This window comes from Agromyces mediolanus (assembly GCF_014648575.1).
GTDB lineage: Bacteria > Actinomycetota > Actinomycetes > Actinomycetales > Microbacteriaceae > Agromyces > Agromyces mediolanus.
Genome location: NZ_BMRJ01000002.1, coordinates 1 through 24,487, shown reverse-complemented (window position 1 = coordinate 24,487; position 24,487 = coordinate 1). Strand labels below are relative to the sequence as shown.

General features: G+C 73.3%; 25 protein-coding genes. 16 read left to right on the top strand and 9 right to left on the bottom strand.

What is annotated here, in order from left to right; translation table 11 throughout:
• Window positions 1-3 precede the first annotated feature (3 nt).
• Window positions 4-549, bottom strand: a complete 546-nt coding sequence (locus IEY71_RS09925; protein WP_229781660.1) for a MarR family winged helix-turn-helix transcriptional regulator — start codon at window positions 547-549, stop codon at window positions 4-6.
• Between the two features lie 119 nt (window positions 550-668).
• Between IEY71_RS09925 and idi the strand changes: the two genes are divergently transcribed.
• Genes idi through IEY71_RS09890 form a run of 7 tightly spaced genes read left to right on the top strand, consistent with a single transcriptional unit; the run spans window position 669 to window position 6,566 of the window.
• The gene (gene idi / locus IEY71_RS09920; RefSeq protein WP_189085189.1) at window positions 669-1,289 is read left to right on the top strand and encodes an isopentenyl-diphosphate Delta-isomerase; all 621 of its coding nucleotides are present in this window, start codon (window positions 669-671) and stop codon (window positions 1,287-1,289) included.
• Window positions 1,286-2,395, top strand: a complete 1,110-nt coding sequence (locus IEY71_RS09915; RefSeq protein ID WP_229781659.1) for a polyprenyl synthetase family protein — start codon at window positions 1,286-1,288, stop codon at window positions 2,393-2,395. Before idi ends, IEY71_RS09915 begins: the two co-directional genes overlap by 4 nt.
• Complete coding sequence (locus IEY71_RS09910) at window positions 2,392-3,315, top strand: phytoene/squalene synthase family protein (protein ID WP_189085188.1); 924 nt, start codon at window positions 2,392-2,394, stop codon at window positions 3,313-3,315. The genes IEY71_RS09915 and IEY71_RS09910 overlap by 4 nt, the downstream gene beginning before the upstream one ends.
• Entirely contained in the window at window positions 3,312-4,961 is a 1,650-nt protein-coding gene (locus tag IEY71_RS09905) for a phytoene desaturase (protein WP_189085187.1), read from the top strand. Before IEY71_RS09910 ends, IEY71_RS09905 begins: the two co-directional genes overlap by 4 nt.
• On the top strand, window positions 4,958-5,329 hold the full coding sequence (locus IEY71_RS09900) for a lycopene cyclase domain-containing protein (RefSeq protein WP_189085186.1): 372 nt from the start codon (window positions 4,958-4,960) through the stop codon (window positions 5,327-5,329). The genes IEY71_RS09905 and IEY71_RS09900 overlap by 4 nt, the downstream gene beginning before the upstream one ends.
• Window positions 5,326-5,673, top strand: coding sequence for a lycopene cyclase domain-containing protein (locus IEY71_RS09895; RefSeq protein ID WP_189085185.1), 348 nt, complete (start codon window positions 5,326-5,328; stop codon window positions 5,671-5,673). Before IEY71_RS09900 ends, IEY71_RS09895 begins: the two co-directional genes overlap by 4 nt.
• Complete coding sequence (locus IEY71_RS09890; RefSeq protein WP_189085184.1) at window positions 5,670-6,566, top strand: prenyltransferase; 897 nt, start codon at window positions 5,670-5,672, stop codon at window positions 6,564-6,566. Before IEY71_RS09895 ends, IEY71_RS09890 begins: the two co-directional genes overlap by 4 nt.
• A 59-nt stretch (window positions 6,567-6,625) precedes the next feature.
• On the opposite strand, the gene IEY71_RS09885 is transcribed toward IEY71_RS09890, so the two are convergent.
• The 4 genes from IEY71_RS09885 to IEY71_RS09870 are packed head-to-tail and all read right to left on the bottom strand — an operon-like array spanning window position 6,626 to window position 8,524.
• Window positions 6,626-7,312 (bottom strand): GntR family transcriptional regulator, encoded by a 687-nt coding sequence (locus tag IEY71_RS09885; RefSeq protein ID WP_189085183.1) that lies wholly within the window; start codon window positions 7,310-7,312, stop codon window positions 6,626-6,628.
• 11 nt (window positions 7,313-7,323) lie between these two features.
• The gene (locus IEY71_RS09880) at window positions 7,324-7,638 is read right to left on the bottom strand and encodes a hypothetical protein (protein WP_229781658.1); all 315 of its coding nucleotides are present in this window, start codon (window positions 7,636-7,638) and stop codon (window positions 7,324-7,326) included.
• Window positions 7,622-8,029, bottom strand: coding sequence for a phage holin family protein (locus tag IEY71_RS09875; RefSeq protein WP_189085182.1), 408 nt, complete (start codon window positions 8,027-8,029; stop codon window positions 7,622-7,624). The genes IEY71_RS09880 and IEY71_RS09875 overlap by 17 nt, the downstream gene beginning before the upstream one ends.
• A gap of 12 nt (window positions 8,030-8,041) precedes the next feature.
• Window positions 8,042-8,524, bottom strand: a complete 483-nt coding sequence (locus IEY71_RS09870) for a YtxH domain-containing protein (protein WP_189085181.1) — start codon at window positions 8,522-8,524, stop codon at window positions 8,042-8,044.
• A gap of 142 nt (window positions 8,525-8,666) precedes the next feature.
• Here IEY71_RS09870 and IEY71_RS09865 point away from each other — a divergent pair, with 142 nt between their 5' ends.
• Complete coding sequence (locus IEY71_RS09865) at window positions 8,667-9,248, top strand: GNAT family N-acetyltransferase (protein WP_189085180.1); 582 nt, start codon at window positions 8,667-8,669, stop codon at window positions 9,246-9,248.
• A 46-nt stretch (window positions 9,249-9,294) separates the two neighbouring features.
• On the opposite strand, the gene hemG is transcribed toward IEY71_RS09865, so the two are convergent.
• Both hemG and hemE read right to left on the bottom strand, forming a co-directional pair.
• Window positions 9,295-10,830 (bottom strand): protoporphyrinogen oxidase, encoded by a 1,536-nt coding sequence (gene hemG, locus IEY71_RS09860; RefSeq protein WP_189085179.1) that lies wholly within the window; start codon window positions 10,828-10,830, stop codon window positions 9,295-9,297.
• Window positions 10,827-11,981, bottom strand: a complete 1,155-nt coding sequence (hemE, locus tag IEY71_RS09855; protein WP_189085178.1) for a uroporphyrinogen decarboxylase — start codon at window positions 11,979-11,981, stop codon at window positions 10,827-10,829. The genes hemG and hemE overlap by 4 nt, the downstream gene beginning before the upstream one ends.
• 211 nt (window positions 11,982-12,192) lie before the next feature.
• Between hemE and IEY71_RS09850 the strand changes: the two genes are divergently transcribed.
• The 4 genes from IEY71_RS09850 (at window position 12,193) to IEY71_RS09835 (ending at window position 17,159) form a co-directional block, all read left to right on the top strand.
• A complete protein-coding gene (locus tag IEY71_RS09850) occupies window positions 12,193-13,002 on the top strand; it encodes a hypothetical protein (RefSeq protein WP_189085177.1) in 810 nt (269 codons plus the stop codon).
• Between the two features lie 76 nt (window positions 13,003-13,078).
• Window positions 13,079-14,428, top strand: coding sequence for a glutamyl-tRNA reductase (locus IEY71_RS09845; protein ID WP_189085176.1), 1,350 nt, complete (start codon window positions 13,079-13,081; stop codon window positions 14,426-14,428).
• A gap of 129 nt (window positions 14,429-14,557) precedes the next feature.
• Window positions 14,558-15,256, top strand: a complete 699-nt coding sequence (locus IEY71_RS09840) for a GNAT family N-acetyltransferase (protein WP_189085175.1) — start codon at window positions 14,558-14,560, stop codon at window positions 15,254-15,256.
• A 103-nt stretch (window positions 15,257-15,359) separates the two neighbouring features.
• Entirely contained in the window at window positions 15,360-17,159 is a 1,800-nt protein-coding gene (locus IEY71_RS09835) for an alkaline phosphatase family protein (RefSeq protein ID WP_189085174.1), read from the top strand.
• 264 nt (window positions 17,160-17,423) lie between these two features.
• On the opposite strand, the gene IEY71_RS09830 is transcribed toward IEY71_RS09835, so the two are convergent.
• Together IEY71_RS09830 and IEY71_RS09825 are read right to left on the bottom strand one after the other, a co-directional pair.
• Window positions 17,424-20,018 (bottom strand): bifunctional lysylphosphatidylglycerol flippase/synthetase MprF, encoded by a 2,595-nt coding sequence (locus IEY71_RS09830; RefSeq protein WP_189085173.1) that lies wholly within the window; start codon window positions 20,016-20,018, stop codon window positions 17,424-17,426.
• Window positions 20,015-21,316 (bottom strand): alpha/beta hydrolase, encoded by a 1,302-nt coding sequence (locus IEY71_RS09825; protein ID WP_189085172.1) that lies wholly within the window; start codon window positions 21,314-21,316, stop codon window positions 20,015-20,017. The genes IEY71_RS09830 and IEY71_RS09825 overlap by 4 nt, the downstream gene beginning before the upstream one ends.
• 112 nt (window positions 21,317-21,428) lie before the next feature.
• Between IEY71_RS09825 and IEY71_RS09820 the strand changes: the two genes are divergently transcribed.
• From IEY71_RS09820 to IEY71_RS09805, 4 genes are all read left to right on the top strand, one after another.
• The gene (locus IEY71_RS09820; RefSeq protein WP_229781657.1) at window positions 21,429-22,814 is read left to right on the top strand and encodes a glycine--tRNA ligase; all 1,386 of its coding nucleotides are present in this window, start codon (window positions 21,429-21,431) and stop codon (window positions 22,812-22,814) included.
• Window positions 22,815-22,828: 14 nt separating this feature from the next.
• On the top strand, window positions 22,829-23,272 hold the full coding sequence (locus IEY71_RS09815; RefSeq protein WP_229781656.1) for an NUDIX domain-containing protein: 444 nt from the start codon (window positions 22,829-22,831) through the stop codon (window positions 23,270-23,272).
• Between the two features lie 15 nt (window positions 23,273-23,287).
• Entirely contained in the window at window positions 23,288-23,692 is a 405-nt protein-coding gene (locus tag IEY71_RS09810; protein ID WP_189085170.1) for an Imm44 family immunity protein, read from the top strand.
• A 74-nt stretch (window positions 23,693-23,766) separates the two neighbouring features.
• Window positions 23,767-24,487, top strand: a 721-nt coding sequence (locus tag IEY71_RS09805) for a hypothetical protein (protein ID WP_229781655.1), incomplete at its 3' end; no start/stop codon positions are given.

The window sequence follows — 24,487 nt, the reverse complement described above, 5'->3', positions numbered from 1 at the left end:
GGCTCAGTCCTGTCCGGTCGCGGCGAGCGCGTCGAGGAAGCGGATGACGACCTCGCGCTCCTCCGGCGCGAGGGCCGCCGCGGCGGCGAAGCGTCGCGCGTGCTGACGGCCGACGGTCTCGCGGGCGTCGTGCCGGGTGTGCTCGGTGACGGCGATCGCGAGGGCGCGGCGGTCGCTCGGGTGGGGCGATCGGGTGACGTGGCCGCCGCGTTCGAGCCGGTCGAGGAGCTTCGTGGTGGAGGCGCTGGAGATGCCGAGGTGCTCGGCGAGCGCGCCGGGCGTCACGACGAGCCCCTGGTTGCGTGCGGCGATGAGGAAGCGGATGGCGCGCATGTCGGTCTGGTTGAGCTGCATGTAGCGCCGGGAGGCCTCACTCATGCGCTCGGCGGCGGCGTGCCAGCCGCGCAGCGCCTGCATGACGCGCACGACCTGGTCGACCTCCTCGTCGGCGAGTCCGCTGCGGTCGACGAGCTCCTCGTCGCGGTCGACGATGCGCGGATCGTGCATCGCCGATTCCACGCGCCGGCTGCGCTCCCGCTCATCTGCCATGTCGAGATTCTAGCTAAGCGAGACGAATCTCGCTAAGCTACTCACTAGCCAGGCGAGATATTCGCCGCAGCGAGGGTTCGGATCGAGCACCTCGCGCCGGAGTTGTCGAAGGAGCCGACATGACCGACCTCAGCATCACGCCGCTGCCGGCCCAGGCCGCACCGGTGCAGCCCGCATCCAGCGCCGAACTGGTCGTGCTGCTCGACGAGGCCGGCAACCAGATCGGCACCGCCCCGAAGTCGAGCGTGCACGGCGCCGACACCGCCCTCCATCTCGCGTTCTCCTGCCACGTCTTCGACGACGACGGCCGCCTCCTGGTGACCCGTCGCGCGCTCGGCAAGGTCGCCTGGCCCGGCGTATGGACCAACTCCTTCTGCGGGCACCCCGCCCCGGCCGAGCCGCTGCCGCACGCGGTGCGCCGCCGGGCCGAGTTCGAGCTCGGCCTCGAGCTCCATGACGTCGAGCCGGTGCTGCCGTTCTTCCGATACCGGGCGACGGATGCCTCGGGCATCGTCGAGCACGAGATCTGCCCGGTCTACACGGCGCGCACGAGTTCGGCGCCGGCGCCGCATCCCGACGAGGTCCTCGACCTCGCCTGGGTCGAACCGGGCGAGCTCGCCACCGCGGTCCGCGCCGCGCCCTGGGCGTTCAGTCCCTGGCTCGTGCTGCAGGCGCAGCTGCTGCCCTTCCTCGGCGGCCACGCCGACGCGCGCGTCCGCACGGAAGCGCTCGTCTCGTGAGCCTCGTCGCGACCGTGGTCGCCCCGAGCCGGCAGGCGGAGGTGGAGCGCTACCTCGGCGGCTTCTTCGACGACGCCATCGTGCGGGCCGACGCGCACGCCGCCGACTACCGGCGGCTCTGGGCGGCGGCGCGGGACGCCGCGAGCGGCGGCAAGCGGATCCGCCCCAGGCTCGTGCTGGGCGCCTACGACGCGCTCGCCGCACAGGGTGCGTCGGTGAGCGGCCGCGAACGGGCCGACGCCGAGCCCGCCGCCGCTGCGGAGGCCGTAGCGCTCGCGGCGGCCTTCGAGCTGCTGCACACCGCGTTCCTCGTGCACGACGACGTCATCGACCGCGACCTCGTGCGCCGGGGCGAGCCCAACGTCGCCGGCCGCTTCGCGCTCGACGCCGCGCTGCGCGGACTCGAGCGGGAGCGGGCGGACGCCTACGGCCAGGCCTCGGCGATCCTCGCGGGCGACCTGCTGATCGCGGCGGCGCACTCCGTGGCGGCCGGCCTCGACGTGCCGGTCGAGCGCCGGCGAGCCATCCTCGCCGTGCTCGACGAGTGCGTCTTCGCCGCCGCGGCGGGCGAGCACGCCGACGTGCGGCACGCCGCCGGGGTGCGGCCCGGGGAGGCGGACATCCTCGCGATGATCGAGGACAAGACGGCCTGCTACTCGTTCAGCGCGCCGCTCCGGGCGGGGGCGCTGCTCGCCGGCGCCCCGCGCGCGACGGTCGAACGGCTCGGCGAGATCGGCCGCCGACTCGGCGTCGCGTTCCAGCTGCAGGACGACGTGCTCGGCGTCTACGGCGAAGAGCGGGTGACCGGCAAGACGGCACTCGGGGACCTCCGCGAGGGCAAGGAGACGCTACTCATCGCCTACGCGCGGGGGCACGCGGCCTGGGTCGCGGCATCCGGCGCCTTCGGGCGCCCCGACCTCGACGAGGCGGGCGCCCGCCCCCTCCGCGCGGCGATCGAGGCGAGCGGCGCCCGCGCCCGCGTCGAGTTGCGCATCGCCGAGGAGGCGGCCGCGGCGCGCACGGCGATCGCCGCGGCGGACCTGCCCGCCGCGCTCGAAGCCGAGTTGCTCGGCCTCGCCGCCGAAGCCACCAGGAGGTCCAGGTGAGCACGCGCACCACCCAGCGCACCACCCAGCGCACGACCGCGCCGCCCGCACCGTCCACCGGCCTCGCCCTCTACGACCGCACCGCCGCCGAGGGCTCGGCCCGGGTCATCCGGGCGTACTCGACCTCCTTCGGCCTCGCGAGCCGGCTCTGCTCCCCCGCCGTCCGCGAGCACCTCGCCGAGGTCTACGCGCTCGTGCGCATCGCCGACGAGCTCGTCGACGGCCCGGCCGAGGAGGCCGGGCTGCCGTGCGAGCGGCGCCGCGAGCTGCTCGACGCCCTCGAGGCCGACACGGAGGCCGCCTTCGAGAGCGGCTACAGCGCCAACCTCGTGGTGCACGCCTTCGCCCGCGCGGCGCGGCGCAGCGGCTTCGGCCAGGAGCTCACCCGGCCCTTCTTCGCCTCGATGCGACGCGACCTCGAGCCCATCGCCTTCACCGAGGAGCGCGAGCTCGACGAGTACGTCTACGGCTCGGCCGAGGTCGTCGGCCTGATGTGCCTGCGCGGCTTCGCGATCGGGCTCGCCCCGGACGCCGAGCGCGACGCCCGCTGGGAGCGCGGCGCGCGGGCGCTGGGCTCGGCGTTCCAGCGGGTCAACTTCCTGCGGGACCTCGGGGAGGATGCCTCGCTCCGCGGACGCCGCTACTTCCCGGGCGTCGATCCGGTGAGCTTCTCGGAGGCCCAGCAGCTGCGCCTCCTCGACGGCATCGACGCGGAGCTCGACGAGGCGGCCGCCGTGATCCCGGAGCTGCCCCGCGGCTGCCGCGTCGCGGTCGCCGCGGCGCACGGCCTGTTCGGCGAGCTCTCCGCCCGGCTCCGCCGCACGCCCGCGGCCGAACTCGTCACCCGGCGGGTCCGGGTGCCCGCGCCGCGCAAGCTCGCCATCGTCGCCCGCGTGATCGCCCGCGGAGGCCGACCGTGAGCCGCGCGGTCGTCATCGGCGGCGGCATCGCCGGGCTCGCCACGGCGGCTCTGCTCGCCCGCGACGGGCACGAGGTGCGGCTCTTCGAAGCGCGCGACGAGCTCGGCGGCCGTGCCGGGCGTTGGCGGGCGAACGGCTTCCTGTTCGACACCGGTCCGAGCTGGTACCTCATGCCCGAGGTGTTCGAGCACTTCTACCGCTTGATGGGCACCACGGCGGCCGACGAGCTCGAGCTCGTGCGCCTCGACCCCGGCTACCGGGTGTACTTCGAGGGCTACGACGAGCCGGTCGACGTGCGGGCCGAGCGCGAGGCATCCATCGCCCTCTTCGAGTCGATCGAACCGGGCGCCGGCGCCGCGCTCGCCCGGCACCTCGACTCCGCCGACGAGACGTACCGGCTCGCGATGACGCACTTCCTCTACACCGACTTCGCCCACCCGGGGGCGCTGCTCGCCGCGCCGGTCCGGCGGCGGCTCGGCCGGCTCGCGAAGCTGCTGCTCGAACCGCTCGACCGCATGGTGGGGCGCTCCTTCGACGACGTGCGGCTGCGGCAGATCCTGGGCTACCCGGCGGTGTTCCTCGGCACCTCGCCCGAGCGGGCGCCGAGCATGTACCACCTGATGAGCCGCTTCGACCTCGCCGACGGGGTGTTCTACCCGATGGGCGGCTTCGGCGAGATCATCGCGAGCGTGGCCAGGCTGGCCCGCCGGGCGGGCGCCGAGCTCGTCACCGGCGCGCGGGTGCTCGGGATCGAGACGGCGGGCGGGCGCGCCACGGGCGTGCGCGTGCAGCACCACGGCCCGACCGGTGGCACCGGCACCGAGGAGTTCGTCGAGGCCGAGCTCGTCGTCTCCGCCGCCGATCTGCACCACACGGATGCCGAGCTGCTCCCGCCCCGCGCGCGGACGCGGAGCGAGGCATCCTGGTCGCGCCGCGACCCCGGACCCGGCGCGGTGCTCGTCATGCTCGGCGTGCACGGGCGGCTGCCGGAGCTCGCCCACCACACGCTCTGCTTCACGGCCGACTGGCGCACGAACTTCCAGCGGGTGTTCGGCTCGCGACCGGCGATCCCCGACCCGGCGTCGTTCTACGTCTGCCGCCCGAGTGCGACGGATCCGGGCGTGGCGCCCCCCGGCTGCGAGAACCTGTTCCTGCTCGTGCCGGTGCCCGCCGACCCCACGATCGGTGCCGGCGGCGTCGACGGCCGCGGCGACCGGGCGGTCGAGGAGACGGCCGACCGGGCGATCGCGACCCTCGCCGAGTGGGCCGGCATCCCCGACCTCGCCGAGCGGATCCTCGTGCGCCGCACGATCGGGCCCGCGGACTTCGAGGACTGGTTCCAGTCCTGGCGCGGCTCGGCGCTCGGCCCGGGGCACACCCTGCGGCAGAGCGCCATGTTCCGGGGGCGCACGGCCTCGGCGAACGTCGAGGGGCTGTACTTCGCGGGGGCGACGACGATCCCGGGCATCGGCCTGCCGATGTGCCTGATCAGCGCCGAGCTCGTCGCGAAGGCCGTCCGCGGCGAGGATGCCCCGGGCCCGCTCCCGGAGCCGAGCGAGGAGCCGCACCCAGACCCGCTGCGCCCAGACCCAGTGCACCCCGACCCGCTGCACCCGGACCCGCTCGACCGGGAGCGCACCGGATGACCTTCCTCCACCTGGGGCTGCTGCTCGCCTCGATCGCGTGCATCGCACTCGTCGACGCGCGCTACCGGCTGTTCTTCTGGCGGGCGCCGCTGCGGGCGACGGTCGTGGTCGCCCTCGGCGTCGCGATGCTCCTCGTCTGGGACCTCTGGGGCATCTCGCTCGGCATCTTCTTCCGCGAGCCGAACGCCTACTCCACGGGACTGCTCATCGCGCCGCACCTGCCGATCGAGGAGCCGGTGTTCCTCGCCTTCCTCTGCCAGCTCGCGATGGTCGGCTACACGGGACTGCTGCGCCTCCTCGCGCACCGATCCGCGCAGCCCGCCACCGGCCCCGCTGCCGACTCCACCGCCGAAGGGGCCCGCCGATGAGCTACGCCGTGCTCTGCCTCCCGTTCCTCGCCGTCTCGGCGGTGCTCGCCGTGATCGCCTGGCGACGTGCTCCGGCCGGTCACGCGGCCGCGCTCGCGCTCACGGCGGGCGGCCTCGTGCTCCTCACCGCGGTGTTCGACTCGCTGATGATCGCCGCGGGCCTGTTCGACTACGCCGACGCGCCCCTGCTCGGCCCGCGCCTCGGGCTTGCCCCGATCGAGGACTTCGCCTACCCAATCGCCGCGCTGCTGCTCTGCTCCGCGGTCTGGACGCTGCTCGGGCGAGCGGATGCCTCGGCGGCTCGTGACCGGCCCGCCCGCGCGCCCAGAGGAGCCGAGCGATGAGCGCCGTCGGCGCCGAGGCATCCGGCCAGCGCCTGCTCCCCGCGCTCTTCACCGCATCGCGCCCGCTCAGCTGGATCAACACGGCCTTCCCGTTCGCGGCCGCATACCTGCTGACCGTGCGCGAGGTCGACGTCGCCCTCGTCGTCGGCACCCTGTTCTTCCTCGTGCCGTACAACCTCGCGATGTACGGCATCAACGACGTCTTCGACTTCGAGTCCGATGCGAGGAACCCGCGCAAGGGCGGCGTCGAGGGGGCCCTGCTGCCGCCCGCCCGGCATCGCGCGGTGCTGATCGCCGCGGTCGCCCTGACGGTGCCGTTCGTCGTCTGGCTCGTGCTGCTCGGCGGCCCGTGGTCGTGGGCCTGGCTCGCGCTCAGCCTGTTCGCCGTGGTGGCGTACTCGGCGCCGGGCCTCAGGTTCAAGGAGGTCCCGGGCCTCGACTCCCTCACCTCGAGCACCCATTTCGTCTCGCCCGCCTGCTACGGGCTCGCCCTCGCGGGGGCGACGGTGACGCCGCAGCTCGTGCTGCTGCTGCTCGCGTTCTTCGTGTGGGGCGTCGCGAGCCACGCCTTCGGCGCGGTGCAGGACGTCGTGCCCGACCGCGAGGCCGGGATCGGCTCGATCGCGACCGCGCTGGGGGCCCGCCGCACGACCCGGCTCGCGATCGGCCTCTGGCTGCTGGCGGGCGTGCTGATGCTCGGCACGTCCTGGCCGGGGCCGCTCGCCGCCGTGCTCGCCGTGCCGTACCTCGTCGCGGCGTGGCCGTACCGCTCGGTGAGCGACGCCGAGTCGGCGCGCGCGAACGGCGGCTGGCGCTGGTTCCTCGCGATCAACTACGGCGTCGGCTTCGCGGCGACGATGCTGCTGATCTGGTACGCGCTGCTCACGGCCTGAGCCGTCGCTCCGCGGCGAGGGCGCGAGTCCGCGAGCACGTCACTCCCCGTCGAGGGGCTTCACTCCCCGTCGAGGGGCGGCGAGCCGAGGAGGAGCCCGGTCGAGTGGGCGATGTGCCGCCGCATCGCCTCGACGCCCTCGGCCTGCACCTCGGCGAGCAGCTCGCGGTGCTCGACGACGAGTTCGGCGAGGCTGTAGTGCCGGCGGATGTGCAGCAGGAAGAGCCGCAGCTCGGCGCCGAGCGCGGCGTGCGCCTCGACGATCCTGGGGCTGCCGCTGGCGGCGACGATCGCCCGGTGCACCTCGAGGTGCAGCCGCTCGGCCTCGAGCCAGGCCGGGGTCGTCTCGCGCTCGCCCGGAGGACGCAGCGCCTCCTCGGTGACGGCGAGCCGGGCGAGCTCGTCGAGGGCGAGCATCGCCGGGGCGAGCGCCGCCTCGGGCCAGTGCGCGCCGTAGCGGTCGCCCGCGATGCGCACGGCCTCGACCTCGAGCGCCTCGCGCAGTTGCTGCAGCGCGAGCACCTGCGCGTGGTCGAACTCGGTGACCCGCACTCCGCGGTAGGGCGCCGACTCGGCGAGCCGCTCGGCCACGAGCCGCTGGAACGCGGCGCGCACGGTGTGCCGGGACACCCCGAAGCGCTCGGCCGCCTGCTCCTCGCGCAGCGGCGCCCCCGAGGGCAGCGCGCCGCTCAGGATCTCGTCACGGAGCGCATCGGCCATCCGCTCGACGGCGGTGGGCGCCGGCATGACGCGGCGGCTCAGTCGTCGCTGACGGCGGCGCGCACGACGAGGGCGACGACGCCGGCGACCACGACGACCGCCCCGATCGCGACGGCGACCGCCCCGGCGGGGTTGCGGTCGGCGAAGGCCCTGGCCTTCACCTTCGCGCGATCGACGCGGATGCCGAGCTGCTTCGGCACGTTGAGCTTGTCCTCGAGGGCGTTGAGCGTGCTCGCGAACTCGGCGCGGGCGTCGACGACGGCCGCTCGGGCCTGCACCCGGCCGAGGTTGCGTTCGCGGGTCTTCTGCTCGCGCTTGGAGCCAGAGCCGGGCGCGTCAGTAGCGGCGGTCATAGTCACCCGTTCCCTTCAGGGCGTCGAGGTCGGCCTTGAGACTGTCGATCGACTCGAGCGGCTCGGCGCCGCGCTTGAAATTCATGATGCCGATGCCCACGAGGATCGCCATGACGAGCAGGATGGCGCCGGCGACCACGAGGGCCGCGGCCCACGCGGGCATGACGAGCGCGAGCGCGAAGATCGCCGCCGCGAGCAGGCAGAACACCAGGAACGGCAGCAGCACCAGCACCGTGACGAAGAGCCCCGAGCCGATGCCGAAGTGCTTCGCCTTGTAACTGAACTCGGCCTTGACCTGGTCGACCTCGGCGCGGACGAGGCTCGACACCGTGTCGGGCAGCTGCCCGATCAGGGTGAAGAGCGAGCGTTCGTCTTCTGTGGGTGCACTCATCTTGCCGCCCTCCTAGGAGTCGGAGCCCGCCGAACGGCCGCTCGTGCCGCCCGACTTCTTCGCTGCGCCGCTCTTGGCGGCGGTGCGCTTCTGCGTGCCGGGCTTCGCCGCCTGCTCCGCGGTCTTCGCTGCGGCGTCGATCGCGTCGCCGACCGCGTCGGCGGCGTCTTCGACGGCCGAGCTCGCAGCCTTGGCCGTCTTCGAGACGCCGCGCTTGGCGGCCTCTGCGGCCTCGCGCACCTCGGACTTCGTGGCGCCCGAACCGCGGGTCGCGTTGCCGATGAACGACTTGGCGGCGTCGAGCACGGTGTCGGAGACGTCACCGAGCTTGTCCTTGGCGAAGTCGGTGACGGTGCTGACGCCCTGCTGCACGGCCGGCTGGTTCCAGACGCCCTCGGCCGCGCGCTTGATCTGCTCGTACCGTTCGCGGCCGGCTCGGGTGCCGAGCACGTAGCCCACACCAAGGCCGACGACGAAGAGGATCTTGCCCTTCATTTCCACCCCATCTCCTGCCGCCTTCGGCACGGCGACCCTTCCAAGGGTAGACCCCGAGCAGATGGGCGCAAGGGGGGTTGACGGAAATATTCCGTTTCGGTCATGAACTCGCCGTGTCGGTCGGGATGCCTACACTCCTGGCATGCCGCAGCGCACCGCACGCCTCCTGCTCGACCCGACGAGCGCCGACGACCTCGACGCCCTGCACGAGATCTACGGCGACGCCCGCACCTGGACCCACCTGCCCACCGGCCGCCACCCCGACCGCGAGCGCACGGCCGAGGTGCTCGAGCGCTGGCTCGACGACTGGCGCAGCGAAGGCTTCGGCGCCTGGACGATCCGGGAGGCGGCCGCACCCGAGCTCGTGATCGGGCACGGCGGCTGCGCGGTCCGCGGCCGTGCGGCCGGCGCGCACGACCATGCGGCCCGCGACGGGGCGTACTGGAACCTCGGCTACCGCTTCCGCCCCGAGGCGCAGGGCCGGGGGCTCGCGACCGAGCTCTCGCGCACCGCGGTCGAGGCGGCCAGGCTGCGCCGACCCGGACTCCCGATCGTCGCCTACCTGCTGGAGCACAACACGGCGTCGGCCAGGGTGGCCGAGAAGGTCGGGCTGACGCTGCGGCACCGCGCGCCCGATGCGGGCAATCCGGATGCCTCGGCCATCCGCCTCGTCTACGCCGATCGCGAGCTCACCGCCGCGCAGCTCGCCGCGACCCTCGCCTGAGCAGAGCGGGGCCGAGCCGGGTCGGACCCGGATGGCCTCTGCCGCGCTACTGGCGCTCCTGCACCGCCAGGTGCCGGATGCGCGCCGCAGCCTCGATGGCGTGCGGCACGACCGAGGCGAGCCCGGTGCCGGCGACCCAGGAGCCCGTCGCCTCGATGCCGGGCTCCGCGGTGAGCGCGTCCTCGAACTCGGCGACCCTCGCCCGCTGACCGAGCGCGGCGTGCGAGAGCGCGTCGCGCCAGGCGGTGCGGCCCGAGGCCACGAGCGCCTGGGCATCGAGCTCGACGCCGAGGAGGGCGGAGGCATCCGCGACCGCGAGGCGGGCGACCGCCTCGTCGTCGAGCCCCTCGAGCGGATTCGCCGCGCCCGCTCGGCCGTAGGAGAGCCGCACGACGTGGCGCGAACCGCTGCCGCCGCTCGCCTTGGCGGCCTCGGCCAGCCAGGACCACTTCGCCGAGGAGTGCGTGAGGGCCTTCGCCTGCACGCCGACGGCGTCGGCCGCCACGAGCACGCCGGTGCCGCGAGGGGCCGCGTCGAGCGCGGGGGCGTCGAGCACGAGGGTGACGATCTCGACGGAGGCGGCGCTCGGCCAGTCCGAGGCGTCCGCCCAGCCCTCGACCGCCTGGCCGAGCAGGCGGCGCGAGGTCTGCGCCGGGGCGGCGAGGATCGCGTAGCGCGCGTCGATCACGAGGTCGCGCTCCGAGCCGAGGGCCCGGACGCGCCAGCTCGCGGCCTCATCGTCCGGCGACTCGACGCGCTGCAGCTCGACCACCTCTCGGCCCGTCTCCACGACGGCGCCGAAGCGGGCGAGCTCCCCGCGCAGGGCGTCGACGAGCCGGTGCATGCCGCCCCGCAGCCCGAGCACGGCGCTACCCGCGCGACGGGTCTCCACGAGCTCGCCCACGCCGCCCGACAGCGAGCCGGCGCGGGTCATCGCGGCGTTGAGGCCGGGGGCGACGAGGTCGAGGTCGAGGTCCATCGGATCGGCGGAGTAGACGCCGGAGGAAATCGGGGTCACGAGGCGTTCGAGCACGGCGGCGCCCATGCGGGAGCGGACGAGCTTGCCGACGCTGTCGGCCCGCCCGATGCGCAGGATCGGCATGAGCCGATCGGCATATGCGCGGATGGCCCCGCCCCAGCCGATGATGGCGCGCACGTCGTCGCCGAGCGGGTTCGCGGGGATGCCGAGCACGCCCGTCTTCGGCAGCGGGGCCGCCCGCAGCCCGGCGCCCCAGACCAGCCACGCGCCGGCGCGGTTCGGCGTGACGATGTCGTCGGCGAGGCCGAGCGCCTCGAGGAGCTCGGCGACGGAGCCGTTGCGGGTCGCGAACGATTCGGCGCCGGAGTCGAGCGAGAGCCCCTCGAGCTCGATGCGGCCGACGCATCCGCCCGGCTCCTCCTGACGCTCGACGACCGTGACCGAGAGCCCGATCTTGGCGCACTCGAGCGCGGCCACGAGCCCGGCGACCCCGCCGCCCACGACCACGACGTCGCTGCGTCGCTGCTCGGGCTCGACGGGCTCGCCCGCCGCCGCGGCCGGATCGAGCGCGGCGGGGTCGAGCCCGGCGGGATCGCTGCTCACGCGCCGGCCTCGTGCACGAGCTCGACGACGCGGGTGAGCACGGTCGGGTCCGTCTCGGGCGGCACGCCGTGGCCGAGGTTGAACACGTGGGCGGGCGCGCTGCGGCCTCGGCGCAGCACGTCGCGGACCGCGTCGGCGAGCACGGGCCACGGCGCCGCGAGCAGGGCGGGGTCGAGGTTGCCCTGCAGCGGCACGTCCCCGCCGACGCGCTCCGCGGCGACGTCGAGCGGGATGCGGTAGTCGACGCCGACCGTGTCGACGCCGATGTCGTGCATGGCCCCGAGCAGCTCGCCCGTGCCGACGCCGAAGTGCACGACCGGCACGCTGCGGGTCACGGTCGTGCTGCTGCCGCTGCCGTCGCCGAGCCGGCGCTCGTACGAGAGGTCGTGCACGAAGGAGAGCGCCTTCGCCGAGGCGGGCGCGACGTGGCGCTCGTAGTCGGCGAGCGAGAGGGCGCCCGCCCAGGAGTCGAAGAGCTGCGCGGCCGAGGTGCCGGCGAGCACCTGCGTGCGCAGGAAGCGGCCGGTGAGCTCGGCGGTCCAGTCCATCAGCGCGCGCCAGGCTCCGGGGTCGGCGTGCATCAGGGTGCGCGCCGCGAGGTGGTCCTTCGAGGGGCCGCCCTCGGCGAGGTATGCGGCGAGCGTGAAGGGGGCGCCCGCGAAGCCGATCAGCGGGGTCGCGCCCGACTCGGCGCCTGACGGCGCCGTCTCGTTCAGCTCCGCCACCGTGCGGCGCACGGCCTCGGCGATGGGCGCGGCGCGCTCGTCGAGGAGCGCGGGGTCGATCGCGGTGAGTTCCGCGACGCCCTCGGCGTCGGCGTAGCCGCGGGCGAAGACCGGGCCACGGCCCGGCTCGATCGAGACGTCGACGCCGACGAGCTTCAGCGGCACGACGATGTCGCTGAAGAAGATGCCGGCGTCCACGCCGTGGCGGCGGACGGGCTGCAGCGTGATCTCCGCCGCCATCTCGGGGTCGAGGCAGGCGTCGAGCATGCGGGTGCCGACGCGGAGCTCGCGGTACTCGGGCAGCGAGCGGCCGGCCTGGCGCATGAACCAGACGGGCGTCGTCTCGGGGCGCTCGCCGCCGTAGGCGCGGACGAGACGGGAATCGGCGGTGAGGCCGGCCTGCAGGGGGTGGGTGGTGTCGAGCATCACCCCGCCATTCTCGCGCACCGGGCTGAACGTGCGCCCTGACGCGCGGCGGCGCGTGCGCGCGCCGGGCCGGATGACGAGATTTGCAAGGAGCCCTTACCTTTGCGAGCGGTTCGCGCTAGCATCGGTGCCGTCGCGCCATCCCCCAGTGGTGCGACGACGCGTCGACCGCGACGTCGACGCGCCTCCGCGCCCCACGGAGAGAGACGACGTGTCCCGAATCGTCACACCCCAGTCCGCCTTCCCGACCCCGGCCGACGATCGCCCCGGCGAGCACCGGCTCGGCCTCACCGTCGCCGTCGCCGCGGCCACCGTCGCGGTCGTCGCGGTGCTGGCGGTCGCCGGCCCGGCCCTCGACGAGCTCATCGGCTCCCTGCCCTCCGTGAACGGGCCGGCAGCGGCCGGCGTCTTCCTCGCCGTCGTCGGCGTGCTGGCGCTCGCGACGATCGCGGTGCGCTTCGCCCTGCTGGCCCGCAACCGGGCCCGCCGCCGCGCGCTCGAGGCCCGCTTCGAGGGCGGCATCTCGTGCGGCCTCCGGCACCGCGAGCTCGAGGACGCCCTGGCCGAGCTGCCCGGCTGCGAGGTCCCGCTCGCGACGCGCTACTCGATCGTGGCCGACCGGGCCGGTCTGACGTTCTGGAACGGCGGCGCCCGCCCGCGCCGCGCGGCCCACGTCGCCTGGCGCGAGGTGCGGAGCATCCGCCCCGACGAGCTCATCGCGGGCTCGCGCCCCGCCCCGGTCGTCATCGTCCGCGTGCGCCGCCAGGGCACGAGCATCGCCCTGCCGCTCCTCCTCGCGGGCGAGCAGCCCGGCGTCTTCGCCGTCACGGACGCGCCCTTCTACGCCGTGGTGCGCTCCTGGAAGGCGCTGCACCGCACCGCGCTCGAGCACGAGGGCCTGGAGCCGCCGACGAGCACGACCCCGATCCCGGTCATCACCGCGAGCACGGCCGCACTCGCGGACTCGGCGTCGCCGCGCCGCGCCGCGCGTCGCGACACTCGCCGGGGCGCGCGCCGCTAGCGGGGCCTCCGCCCCGCGAGTGCGCCGGATGTCGCGGCGAGTCCGTGCGGCACTCTACGGCGGGTAGAATCCTCTGGTGCTCATCTGCCTCTCCGCGAGCCACAAGAACGCCGGCTTCGACATGCTCGAGCGGCTCTCCGCCTCCGCAGACGCCGCGGCCGGCCGCATCGTCGACGGCCACGCCGCCCTGCAGGGCGCCGTCGTGGTCGCCACCTGCAACCGCTTCGAGGCCTACCTCGACCTCGCCACCCCCGAGGGCGAGTCCCCCGTTCCCATCGTGCACGAGGCGATCCGCGCCGTCGGCGACGTCGCCGGCCTCGAGCCCGAGGAGCTGCGCAGCACCTTCGACTTCGCCCACGGCAACGCCGTCGCCGGGCACCTCTTCTCCGTCGCCTCGGGCCTCGAGTCGGTCGTCGTCGGCGAGGGCGAGATCGCCGGGCAGGTGCGACGCTCGCTCGAACGCGCCCGCGACGAGGGCACGACCACTCCGGAGCTCGAGCGCCTGTTCCAGCGGGCCTCGCAGACCTCCCGCACGGTGAAGAACCGCACCGGGGTCGGCAGCGCCGGCCGCTCGCTCGTGCGCCTCGCGCTCGAGCTCGCGTCGTCCCGCGTCGCCGACTGGGGCAAGGCGCGGGTGCTGCTCGTCGGCACCGGCCAGTACGCCGGCGCCTCGCTCGCGGCCCTCCGCGACCGCGGGGCGAACGACGTGCGCGTCTACTCGCCGTCCGGCCGGGCCGCGCGCTTCGCCCGCAGCCACGGCATCGAGGCTGTGAGCCACGCCGGCTACGCGGTCGCCGCGGCGGCCGCCGACGTGATCATCACCTGCACCACCGCCGACCACCACGTCGTCGACCGGGTCCTGCTCGCCGGCGGCAAGGCGACGCTCGCCTCCTCGCATGCGGCGCCGACGGATGCCGAGGCATCCGCCGTGCTCGCCGAGTTCCGCGCCTGGTGCCCCGTCCCCGGCGCCGCCCGCAGCGCCCGTCAGCTGGTCGTGGACCTCGGCATGCCCCGCAACGTCGCGACGGACGTCGTCGAGGTGGAGGGCGTCGAGCTGCTCGACCTCGAGACGATCCGCCGGCACGCTCCGCTCGAGGAGCTCGGCGCCACCGAGGCCGCCCGCGAGCTCGTCAACAGCGCGGCGCGCAATTTCGGCGCGGTCGGCGAGGAGCTCGACCTCGCACCGTCCGTGGTCGCGCTGCGCTCGCACGTCGCCGGCATCCTCGACGCCGAGATCGAGCGGGCGAGGGGCCGCGGCCAGGGCGACCCCGACGGACGCGTCGAGCAGGCGCTGCGGCATATGGCGGGCGTCCTCCTGCACACCCCGATGGTGCGCTCGCGCGAGTTCGCCCGCTCGGGCGAGCAGCGGGCCTGGATCGAGGCGCTCGACGCCCTCTTCGGCGTCCGGGCCGACGACGCCCGCTGATCGGGCCAGGTTCTCTCCGCGGCGGGGCATAACGGCAGTTTTCGTGGGTCGCGGCGGCTCCGCACCCGCAGAAAACGCCCGCTTGCCCCGACCGGTACGGATGTCGTCCGCTGCGGGTAGCGTCGTGCCATGACCGCCGACGCTCGCCCCACCACTCCGGACTCCGTCCCTCCCGTCGACACCGCGCACAGCTCGGGGGCGCCGGCGCTCGCGCTGCCCTTCGACGTCGAGGAGATCGAGCGCCGACCGATCGTCACCGAGCGTCTGGTGATCCGGCCGATCACGGCCGACGACAGCGACGACATCTGGGAGTACCAGCGCCTGCCCGAGGTGCTGCGCTACATCCCGTGGCCCGAGCGCAGCCGCGAGGAGGCCCACGAGCACACGATGCGGCGGGTGGGCAGCCGGCTCCTCGCGGAGGACGGCGACAACGTGCACTTCGCGATGGTCCTCTCCGGCGAGCCCTCGCCCACCGGGTCCGGGCGCGACCGGGTCGTCGGCGACGTCATGGTGCGGGTGGCGAGCGTCGAGCACGCGCGGCTCGAGCTCGGCTGGGTGCTGCATCCCGATTTCCAGGGGCGCGGGCTCGCCGCGGAGGGCACGGCCGCGGTGCTCGCCTTCGCGTTCGACACGCTGCAGGCGCATCGCGTGCTCGCGGAGCTCGTCGCCGCCAACACCGCCTCGGCGAAGCTCTGCCTGCGCCTCGGCATGCGCCACGAGGCGACCTTCGTCGAAGACGAGTACGACCGCGACGCGGGCGCCTGGCTCGACATGGCCTTCTACGCCGTCCTCCGGCGCGAGCACCTCGCCGCCCGCCTCGCCGGCTGAGCCCCGAGTCGGCGCGCGGAGCACCGCCGGGCCCCGCGCCCGCTCCCGCTGGCTACACTCGCAAGCACGCGGCACCGCGGCCGCATTCGACGAGGGGACGCCGATGACCGAACGAGACGAACCGGGCGCGGGCAGGGGCACCGGCGAAGGCGCCGAGCCGGCATCCACGCCGCCCTCGCCCGACGGTCCCCGCCGCTCCCGGCGCGACTTCCTGAAGATCGGCGGCGCGGCCGCGGCCGGCGCCGTCGTCGGCGGCGGAGCCGGGGCCGCGATCGGCGCCGCGATCGGGCACCGCGCGGGTTTCGTCGAGGGCGCCGACGACTTCGCCGGCCTCTCGCCGCGCAACAAGCCCGGATTCGACCACCTCGTCGTGGTGATGGGCGAGAACCGCTCGTTCGACAACCTGCTCGGCTGGCTCTATACGCCCGACACGCTGCCGGAGGGGCAGAGCTTCGACGGGCTCGCCTTCGGCGACTACGGCAACACCGGCCCCGACGGCGTCACCGTCAAGGCGCATGTCTACGAGGGACCGACCGACGAGATCATGGGCCGGCCGAACCCCGACCCGGGCGAAGAGTTCCCGCACGTGAACACGCAGCTGTTCGACACGATCGAGCCCGCGGGCAACGCCGCGCTCTTCGTCGAGGCGATGAAGCCGCCGTACAACGCCCCGCAGCACGGCGAACAGGCCGACATGAGCGGCTTCCTGAACGACTACTACGTCAACTTCATGCGCTTGAAGAAGGGGACCCCGCCGACGGCAGAGGAGGCCAGCCAGATCATGGGGTCGTTCTCGCCCGAGATGCTGCCGGTGCTCTCCACCCTCGCCCAGGAGTTCGCGGTCTTCGACGCCTGGCACTGCGCGGTGCCGTCGCAGACGTTCTGCAACCGCTCGTTCTTCCACGCGTCGACGTCGCACGGCTTCGTCACCAACAAGCACGGCGGCGGCTACGACAAGTGGCTCGACGCCCCCGCCGCCCCGACGATCTTCAACCGGCTGGAGGAGGCGGGGCTCAGCTGGCGCATCTACTACGACGAGCTCCAGCTGGTCTCCTTCACCGGCGTGCTGCACGCCCCCGTGCTCGAGCAGTACTGGCAGACCGAGCACTTCGCCACCATGAGCGAGTTCTACGAGGACGTGCGGCTGGGCACCCTGCCCGCCTACGCCTTCATCGAGCCGCGCATGACGTACAACCACAACGACTTCCACCCGCCGTTCGGGGTGTTCCGCTCGAGCGACGTCGACGGGCGCGCCATCATCGACAGCGCCGTCTCGGACGTGCGCGCGGGCGAGGCGCTGATCCACGAGATCTACTCGGCGATCCGGCGGAGCCATTCCGAGCACGGTTCCAATGCCGTCAACACGATGCTGCTGATCACCTTCGACGAGCACGGCGGCACCTACGACCATGTCGCGCCGCCGCCCGCCACGCCTCCGCACGCCGATGCGGGCCCCGGCGAGATGGGATTCGAGTTCGACCGGCTCGGATGCCGCGTGCCGGCGATCGCCGTCTCGGCGTACACGCGGAAGGGCACCGTCATCAACGACGAGATGCACCACGGCTCGGTGATCGCGACGCTCAACCGGCTGCACGGGCTGAAACCCCTGACCCGCCGGGACGCCGGCGCCAACGACTTGTTCGACGTGGTCAACCTGGAACAGCCCCGGCACCCTGACGACTGGCCGGAGACGCATCCCCAGTACATCCCGCCGAACCCGCAGGCCGAGGCACCGCACCCGGCCCACGCGCACAAGGACAAGCCGCTCAGCCCGCCCGGTCGCGGCCTGCTGGGCATCCTGCTGGCGAAGGCCGGGGTGCAGGACCAGGAGGAGCCCATCACCTACGCCGAGGCGTACGAGCTGCTGCACCAGTACGGCGTGGGGCTGTTCGGGAAGCCCTAGTGCGCCCTGGTTCGCTGAGCTCGCCGAAGCGCACCCTGGTTCGCTGAGCTCGTCGAAGCGCGCCCTGGTTCGCTGAGCTCGTCGAAGCGCGCCCTGGTTCGCTGAGCTCGTCGAAGCGAGGCGCATCGGCCCCGCCCGCTTCGACAAGCTCAGCGGACCACAGCCGCGCGCTTCGACAAGCTCAGCGAACCACAGCCGCCCGCTTCGACGAGCTCAGCGGACCAGACCGGCTCAGCGAACCAGCCGGGCTCAGCGCACCACCGCTCACTCCGCCCGGGTGAGCGTGCGCACGAGCGCCATCGCCTCCTTCGGCGACACCTCCGGCAGGTACGCCTTGCCGACGGCGATGCCGATCGCGGGCAGCATCAGCGGGTCGGCGTAGCTCATCGAGATCGTGCGGTACTCGGGGTTGAACTTCGCCTTGAACCGGAACAGCGAGGAGAAGCCGTACGCGGGTTCGAGGGTGCGCCCGAGCCACTCGAGCAGCCGGCTCATCGCGGTCGGCGGGGGCGGCTCCTCCCCCGGCGCGAGCGGCTTCGTGGCGAGCGGCGCACCCGACAGGCTCAGCACCTCGGCGCCGGCCTCCTTCATGTGCAGTGCGGCGGAGGCGATGAGGAACTCCATGATGCCGTTCATCGAACCGTCGGCCCGGCGCATGAAGTCGATCGTCCAGCCGACGACCTCGCCGTCGCGGTGCACGGGCAGCCAGCTCGTGACCGCCTGCAGGCGACCGTCGGGGCCGACGGCGAGCATGAGCCGCACCTCGGGGTCCTTCAGCTCCGCCATCCCGCCGAGCGTGAAGCCCATCTCCGGCAGCTCCTTCTCGGCGACCCACTCCTCCGAGATCGCGGTGATCTCGGCGATCGTGGGCCTGGGCAGCTCGTCCCAGCTCGCCCAGACGGTCGTCATCCCCTCCTTGATCCCGCGGTTCAGGGCCTGCCGCACCTTCTGCCACGGCTTGCCGGTGAGCTCGAGTCCGGTGGTGCGCACGACGGTCTCCTCGCCGACCGACATGTGCTGCCAGCCGAGCTCGTCGAAGACGGGCAGCAGCTCGTCGTGGACGCTGTAGAACACGGGGCTCCAGTTGCGCGCGTCGCAGAACGCGGCGAATTCGCGCACCGTCTCGGCGAGGCGCTCGGGGGCGCAGATCGGGTCGGACATGGTGATCGCGATCCCGTTGATCTCGCGGTAGGCGACGGCGGCCTCGCCGTCCGCGCTGAACCACGGCGTGTTGCCGGGCCAGGTCGTCATGAAGCCGAGCGTGCCCCCGCCGTGGCGGTGCAGCAGCGCCCGCAGCCGCGCCTCGTCGCCGTCGGCGGCCGGCCCGGCCGGGCGGTGCATGACGCGGATCGCCGCGACGACGAAGACGGTCCAGAACGCGACCCCCACCCACTCGTAGAGGAAGCTCGCGAGGTCGTGCCCGGGCAGCACGATCGGGTCGGTGGCGGCGAGGAAGTGCGGCGGCACGAAGCGCTTGAGGGTGTCGAGGACGACGTCGCCGACGGTGGCCTGCGGCCAGTACTCCCGGATGGTCGAGAGCCCGACCACGAGATAGGCGCCGGCCAGCACCACGAACGAGCCGACGACGACGACGGCGAAGCGGCGGAGCGCCCGGCGCTGCACGCGGATGCGGAAGTGCCGCCGCATGACGAAGAGCAGCACGATGACGCCGATCGGCAGGAGGGCGATCGCCGCGAGCCAGACCAGCAGCTCGCCGAGGTCGAACACCGACCAGTCCCCCGAGTCGAGGTCGCCGAGCTCGTTCGTCACCTCGAAGGCGGGCCGGGCGAAGAGCAGGATCATCGCGTTCACGGCGACGGCCAGCCAGAGCCCGAAGCGCCGTCCCTCGTGCAGTCCCCAGGCCGCGAGCAGCAGCAGCACGACGGGCAGGAACGACAGCAGGAACATGCCGACACCCTGCGCCGAGAGGAGCGTGAGCTGGCGCAGGCACTCGGCGGCGAGGGACGCCGCGTCGCGGCAGCTGCGCTCCACCGCGTCGAGGTCGACGGGCTGGTCGGCGAAGAGGAAGGAGCCGAAGGCGAAGGGCGTCAGCTCGGTGCGGGTGGCGAAGGCGACGACCGGGCCGAGGCCGGTGACCGCGACGACGGCGGCGATGAGGGTGCGCGTCTCGCGATGCGAGCTGCGCGGGATGCGGAGCGCGGATGCGTCGCGCGCGAGCAGTGCGCCGAAGGGCGCCGCGACGAGCACCGCGATGAGCCGGTACACGTCGGAGGAGTCGCCGTCGTACAGCACGAAGATGCAGAGGAAGGCGAGGGTGACGACCCGGAAGCGCCGCCGCCACAGCGGTCCCATGAACGCGGTCGCCGTGATCAGCGCGCCGGCGATGCCGGTGAGCGGGTCGAGCGTGAGGTCGATGGAGGTGCCGCTCGCCCACCACTCGCCCGCGAGCGAGCCGATCCACTGCAGCACGACGCCGAGGAGCACGCCGATCGTGCCGGTCACGACGAGCGCGAGCACCGTGCGGCCCGTCCCCATCCGCCGTTCCGCGATACCGAGGAGCAGCACGCTCGCGAGCACGCCCGCGGCGAGCTGGAACGGGTCCCAGGGGATGACGAGCGCGCTCAGCACGGTCCACCAGCGGCCGGCGTCGATCGTCGTCAGCACGCCCGCGGCCCACTGCGATTCGGTCGCGTGGGAGGGCGGTCCGGTGATGGTGCCGGTGACGACGGCGGTCACGACCAGGAGCGCCGCGAAGGCGAGGCTGAACGGGATGCGTCGGGCGAACTGCCCGAGCGCCTCGCCCGTCGATCGGAGCCGGCCGACGGGTTCCGCGTCGAGCACCGCCGCGTCGCCGCCGCCCCCGCCGGGCTGCGGGGCCCCGCCCGTCGCCGCGCTCACGGCGCCACCAGCCCGAGCCTCGGGTACAGCACGTCGAAGCCGTGATCCAGTCCGCCGAGCAGTGCGGAGACGCCATGATCGGCGCCCGGCACGAGGAAGCGGCTCGCCGCCATGCCCGCCGCGGTCGCGGCATCCGTCAACGCCGTCGCGCTCGCGACGTACGCCGGGTCGTTCTCGCCCGCCGTGAAGACCGCCGTCGAGTCCGGATAGGGCGCCTTCGCCGCCATGATGTTCGCGGGCTTCACGGCGTCGTAGGCGGCCTGGTCGCCGCCGAAGACGTCGCGGAGCGTGTCCTGCGGGTGCTCGGCGCCCGCGTACTCGACGGGAGAGACCGCGAGGATGTTGCCGAAGACCTCGGGGTACTTGGCGCCGAAGTAGGCGGCGCAGCCGCCGCCGTTGGAGTAGCCGGCGACCGTCCAGCTCGCGGCGCTGCGCAGCACGTCGAGGTGCTCGCGGGCCCAGGGCACGACATCCTGCATCACGTAGCTCTCCACTTTCCCGAGATCGGTGTCGAGGCACATCGGGTCCGCGGTCGGATCACCGAGCTGGTCGACCACGAGGGCGATCGGCGCGAGACCGTCGTGGGCCGCGGCGTGCTCGTCGAGCACCTTGGCGATGAACTGCGGGTCGGGGTCGCCCGGCTGCCCCATCATCATGATGACGAGCGGCAGCCGCGGCGCATCGGCGACGAGGGCCGCGGGCGGAAGGTAGAGCTGCGCCGGGCGTGCGTCGAATCCCGAGTTCGTGTTCGGGATGCCGCCGGGAACGAGGCCCGTCTCCCCGTGCGCCGGAAGGTCTGCGGGCGGCTTCCACGTGGCGTACAACGGTTCGGCGGGATCGTTCGTCTCCGCCGGATCGGGGTCCGGGATGTCGATGGGATCGGCCGTGGAGATGCCGAGCATGGCGCCGATGGTGGTGTCGATGCCGTAGGCGGCGTTGACGCCGACGGCCGCGGTGACGGCGAAGACCGGGATGGCGAGGATCGCGATGAGCTTGCGCCACCAGCGCGAGCGCCAGAGGTTCCAGATCGCCAGCAGGATCGCGCCGGAGGCGAGCGGGGCCCAGAGCCAGGCGGCGTCGGCGACCGGCCCGCCGAAGAGGTCCAGGAAGTTCGCGCAGAGCCACAGCGCCGCGCCGCCGATCAGCCCCCCGACGATGAGGATGATGATCGCCGTCATCACCCAGCCGCCGGTGCGATCCCGGCCGAGCAGGTACAGCAGGAGGAGCACGGCGAGCACCGAGAGCGCGATCGGGAACCAGCCGTCGACCACGCTCACCTCGAGCAGCGCGTCCAGCATGCGACCCCCCAAGCCTCCCCGCGTTGACGACAGGGTAGCGGTCGGGGGCCCGGCCGCCGCGGATTTCCGTAGGATTGCAGGTGAACCCCCTTCACCGACCATTGGAGCCACCGTGGCCGCACCCAGCACGCTCGACGCCGTCATCACCCTCGCCCAGCACCGCGGATTCGTCTTCCAAGCCGGCGAGATCTACGGCGGCTCGCGTTCCGCGTGGGACTACGGCCCCCTCGGCGTCGAGCTGAAGGAGAACATCAAGCGCCAGTGGTGGCGCTACATGGTGCAGCAGCGCGACGACATCGTCGGCCTCGACTCCAGCGTCATCCTGCCGAAGCAGGTGTGGGAGGCCTCCGGCCACGTCGAGGTCTTCAGCGACCCGCTCATCGAGTGCCTCAGCTGCCACAAGCGCTTCCGCGAGGACCACCTCGTCGAGGCCTTCGAGGCGAAGAAGGGGCGGGAGCCCGAGGGCGGCCTCGCCGAGATCGTCTGCCCGAACTGCGGCACCCGCGGCCAGTGGACCGAGCCGCGCGCGTTCTCGGGCCTGCTGAAGACCTACCTCGGCGTCGTCGACGACGAGTCGGGCCTGCACTACCTGCGCCCCGAGACCGCGCAGGGCATCTTCGTGAACTTCGCGAACGTGCTGCAGGCGGCGCGCATGAAGCCCCCGTTCGGCATCGCGCAGATCGGCAAGAGCTTCCGCAACGAGATCACGCCCGGCAACTTCATCTTCCGCACGCGCGAGTTCGAGCAGATGGAGATGGAGTACTTCGTCGAGCCCGGCACCGACGAGGAGTGGTTCGACTACTGGATCCAGCACTGCTGGGACTGGTTCACCGACCTCGGCATCGACCCCGAGAACATCCGCCGCTACGAGCACCCGCAGGAGAAGCTCAGCCACTACTCGAAGCGCACGATCGACATCGAGTACCGCTTCGGCTTCGCCGGTGGCGAGTGGGGCGAGCTCATGGGCGTCGCGAACCGCACCGACTTCGACCTGTCGACGCACTCGAAGCACTCCGGCAAAGACCTCTCGTACTTCGACCAGTCGAAGAACGAGCGCTGGGTGCCCTACGTCATCGAGCCGGCGTTCGGCCTCACCCGTGCGCTCATGGCGTTCCTCGTCGACGCGTACCACGTCGAGGAGGTGCAGAACGCGAAGGGCGGCACCGACCAGCGCACCGTGCTGAAGCTCGACCCGCGCCTCGCCCCCGTGAAGGCCGCGGTGCTGCCGCTCTCGCGCAACGAGAAGCTCTCGCCGCTCGCCCGCGAGCTCGCAGCGAAGCTGCGCCGCACCTGGAACATCGACTTCGACGACGCGGGCGCCATCGGCCGCCGCTACCGCCGTCAGGACGAGATCGGCACCCCGTTCTGCATCACGGTCGACTTCGACTCGCTCGACGACGACGCCGTGACGGTGCGCGACCGCGACACGATGTCGCAGGAGCGCGTGCCGCTCGCCGAGCTCGAGGGCTACCTGGCGACGCGCCTGCTCGGCGCCTGACCGCGAGGATCGCCGTGGCCGTGGAGTCAGGGGCGGAGCGCGGCTCCGAGGCATCCGCCCTGCCCGATCTGCTCGTCGCGGCGATCGCGCTCGTCCGCGATCGCCGCGTGCTGATGGTGACCGCGCGCGAGCGCGAGGTGCACTACATGCCGGGCGGCAAGATCGACGACGGCGAGACCGCGGCCGAGGCGGCCGCGCGCGAGGCTCGCGAGGAGGTGTCGCTCGAACTCGATCCCGCCGAGCTCGAGGAGCTCTTCGAAGTCGTCACGCAGGCGCACGGCGAGCCCGAGGGGCGGATGGTGCGCATGCGCGTCTTCCTGACGCGCACGGATGCCTCGCCGAAGGCCTCGGCCGAGGTCGGCGCACTGCACTGGGTGACGACCGCCGAGCTCGACCGCTGCCCGCCGGCCGGGGCCGAGGTGCTCCGGCGCCTCGCGGCCGACGGGCTCATCGACTAGGTCTGCGCGGGCGACATGGAGTTCGACACCACCAGCGACACGGGCTGGATCGGCGACGTGCGCGAACTGGCGCACGAGCTCTCGGAGTCGTCCACCGCCTTCGCGCAGGCGACCGAATCTGTTTCCGACGCGCTGTTCGTCGCGTTGCGATCGCTGCCGAGCGAGCTGTCGCCACGCTCCTTCGTGCGCTACGACCGCCGCGATGCGGTGCTCCTCGTGGACCTGCGGGTCGCGGAAGAGGATCTCTCCGGCCTGACGATGGAGGAGCAACGACGACTGCTCGGCCCGTTGCTGCTGGCGCTGGTATCGCGAGGCTCGAGGTCGAGGACCGCGACGTGGAGCGGGGAGGAGCGCGCCCTCATCGTCGCCGAGTTCGAACGGATGCTGTCGCGGCTGAGCTGGCTGCCCGACGAGGCGTGAGGGCCGGGGGCGCCGGTTTTCCACAGCGCCACTTCGGTGGTGAGTTTCGAAGCTGTGTTCGATAGTGTCGGGGTATGCCTGAAGCGCTGCACCCCGACGACCCGGCCGACCTGGCCGACCCGGCCGACCCGGCCGCGGTCAGTGCTGCCGAGCGGGCTGAGCCTGGGTGGGCTGACCCTGAGTGGGCTGATCCTGATTGGCCGTCGTTGGATGGGTGGCGGGTCGCGTCGGCCGCTGGCGGGTCGCGGGCGGTGTTCGCTGAACTGCAGGCCACGCTGGATGCCGCCGAGGGCGCCCAGTTGGAAGCGAACCGCATGCAGGCTGCGCAGCTCGACGCGTACCGGCAGGCCTTCGCGCTCGCCGACGCCCACCCCGAACTGTACGTCCACCCCGACGCGCACCATGCCGAGTCCCGCGGCGGCATCTCCGTCGCAGAGCTCGCGGCCCGCTCGGTCGCGGCGGAACTGTCGATGCGGCTGCAACTGCCGGCCGCGACGATCCGCAACCGCGCCCACCACGCCGCCGTCGCCCACCGCCACCTGCCCCGACTGTGGGCGAGGTTCCGCGACGGCATCGCCTCGTATGCCGAGGTACGTGCCGCGCTCGACACCCTCGACGAAGTCCCCCTCAACGACCCGCACCGCACCCCGGCCGATGCCGCCCGGCACGCTGCCGCACTCGCCGAGTTCGACGAGGCGTTGGTGCACCTGGCCGGCACGATCCCGTTGGGCCGGTTCCGGCAGCGTGCCCGACGGCTCCGCACCCGACTCGAACCCCCAGAAACCGCATCAGCCC

Bases quoted from the DNA above. Each gene is read 5' to 3' on its own strand.
- idi (WP_189085189.1), top strand. From the start codon at position 669: ATGACCGACCTCAGCATCACGCCGCTGCCGGCCCAGGCCGCACCGGTG.
- IEY71_RS09865 (WP_189085180.1), top strand. From the start codon at position 8,667: ATGCCGCAGCGCACCGCACGCCTCCTGCTCGACCCGACGAGCGCCGAC.
- IEY71_RS09895 (WP_189085185.1), top strand. From the start codon at position 5,326: ATGAGCTACGCCGTGCTCTGCCTCCCGTTCCTCGCCGTCTCGGCGGTG.
- IEY71_RS09875 (WP_189085182.1), bottom strand. From the start codon at position 8,029: ATGAGTGCACCCACAGAAGACGAACGCTCGCTCTTCACCCTGATCGGG.
- IEY71_RS09840 (WP_189085175.1), top strand. From the start codon at position 14,558: ATGACCGCCGACGCTCGCCCCACCACTCCGGACTCCGTCCCTCCCGTC.
- IEY71_RS09880 (WP_229781658.1), bottom strand. From the start codon at position 7,638: ATGACCGCCGCTACTGACGCGCCCGGCTCTGGCTCCAAGCGCGAGCAG.
- IEY71_RS09885 (WP_189085183.1), bottom strand. From the start codon at position 7,312: ATGCCGGCGCCCACCGCCGTCGAGCGGATGGCCGATGCGCTCCGTGAC.
- IEY71_RS09810 (WP_189085170.1), top strand. From the start codon at position 23,288: ATGGAGTTCGACACCACCAGCGACACGGGCTGGATCGGCGACGTGCGC.
- IEY71_RS09825 (WP_189085172.1), bottom strand. From the start codon at position 21,316: ATGCTGGACGCGCTGCTCGAGGTGAGCGTGGTCGACGGCTGGTTCCCG.
- IEY71_RS09835 (WP_189085174.1), top strand. From the start codon at position 15,360: ATGACCGAACGAGACGAACCGGGCGCGGGCAGGGGCACCGGCGAAGGC.
- hemE (WP_189085178.1), bottom strand. From the start codon at position 11,981: ATGCTCGACACCACCCACCCCCTGCAGGCCGGCCTCACCGCCGATTCC.
- IEY71_RS09900 (WP_189085186.1), top strand. From the start codon at position 4,958: ATGACCTTCCTCCACCTGGGGCTGCTGCTCGCCTCGATCGCGTGCATC.
- IEY71_RS09870 (WP_189085181.1), bottom strand. From the start codon at position 8,524: ATGAAGGGCAAGATCCTCTTCGTCGTCGGCCTTGGTGTGGGCTACGTG.
- IEY71_RS09925 (WP_229781660.1), bottom strand. From the start codon at position 549: ATGGCAGATGAGCGGGAGCGCAGCCGGCGCGTGGAATCGGCGATGCAC.
- IEY71_RS09890 (WP_189085184.1), top strand. From the start codon at position 5,670: ATGAGCGCCGTCGGCGCCGAGGCATCCGGCCAGCGCCTGCTCCCCGCG.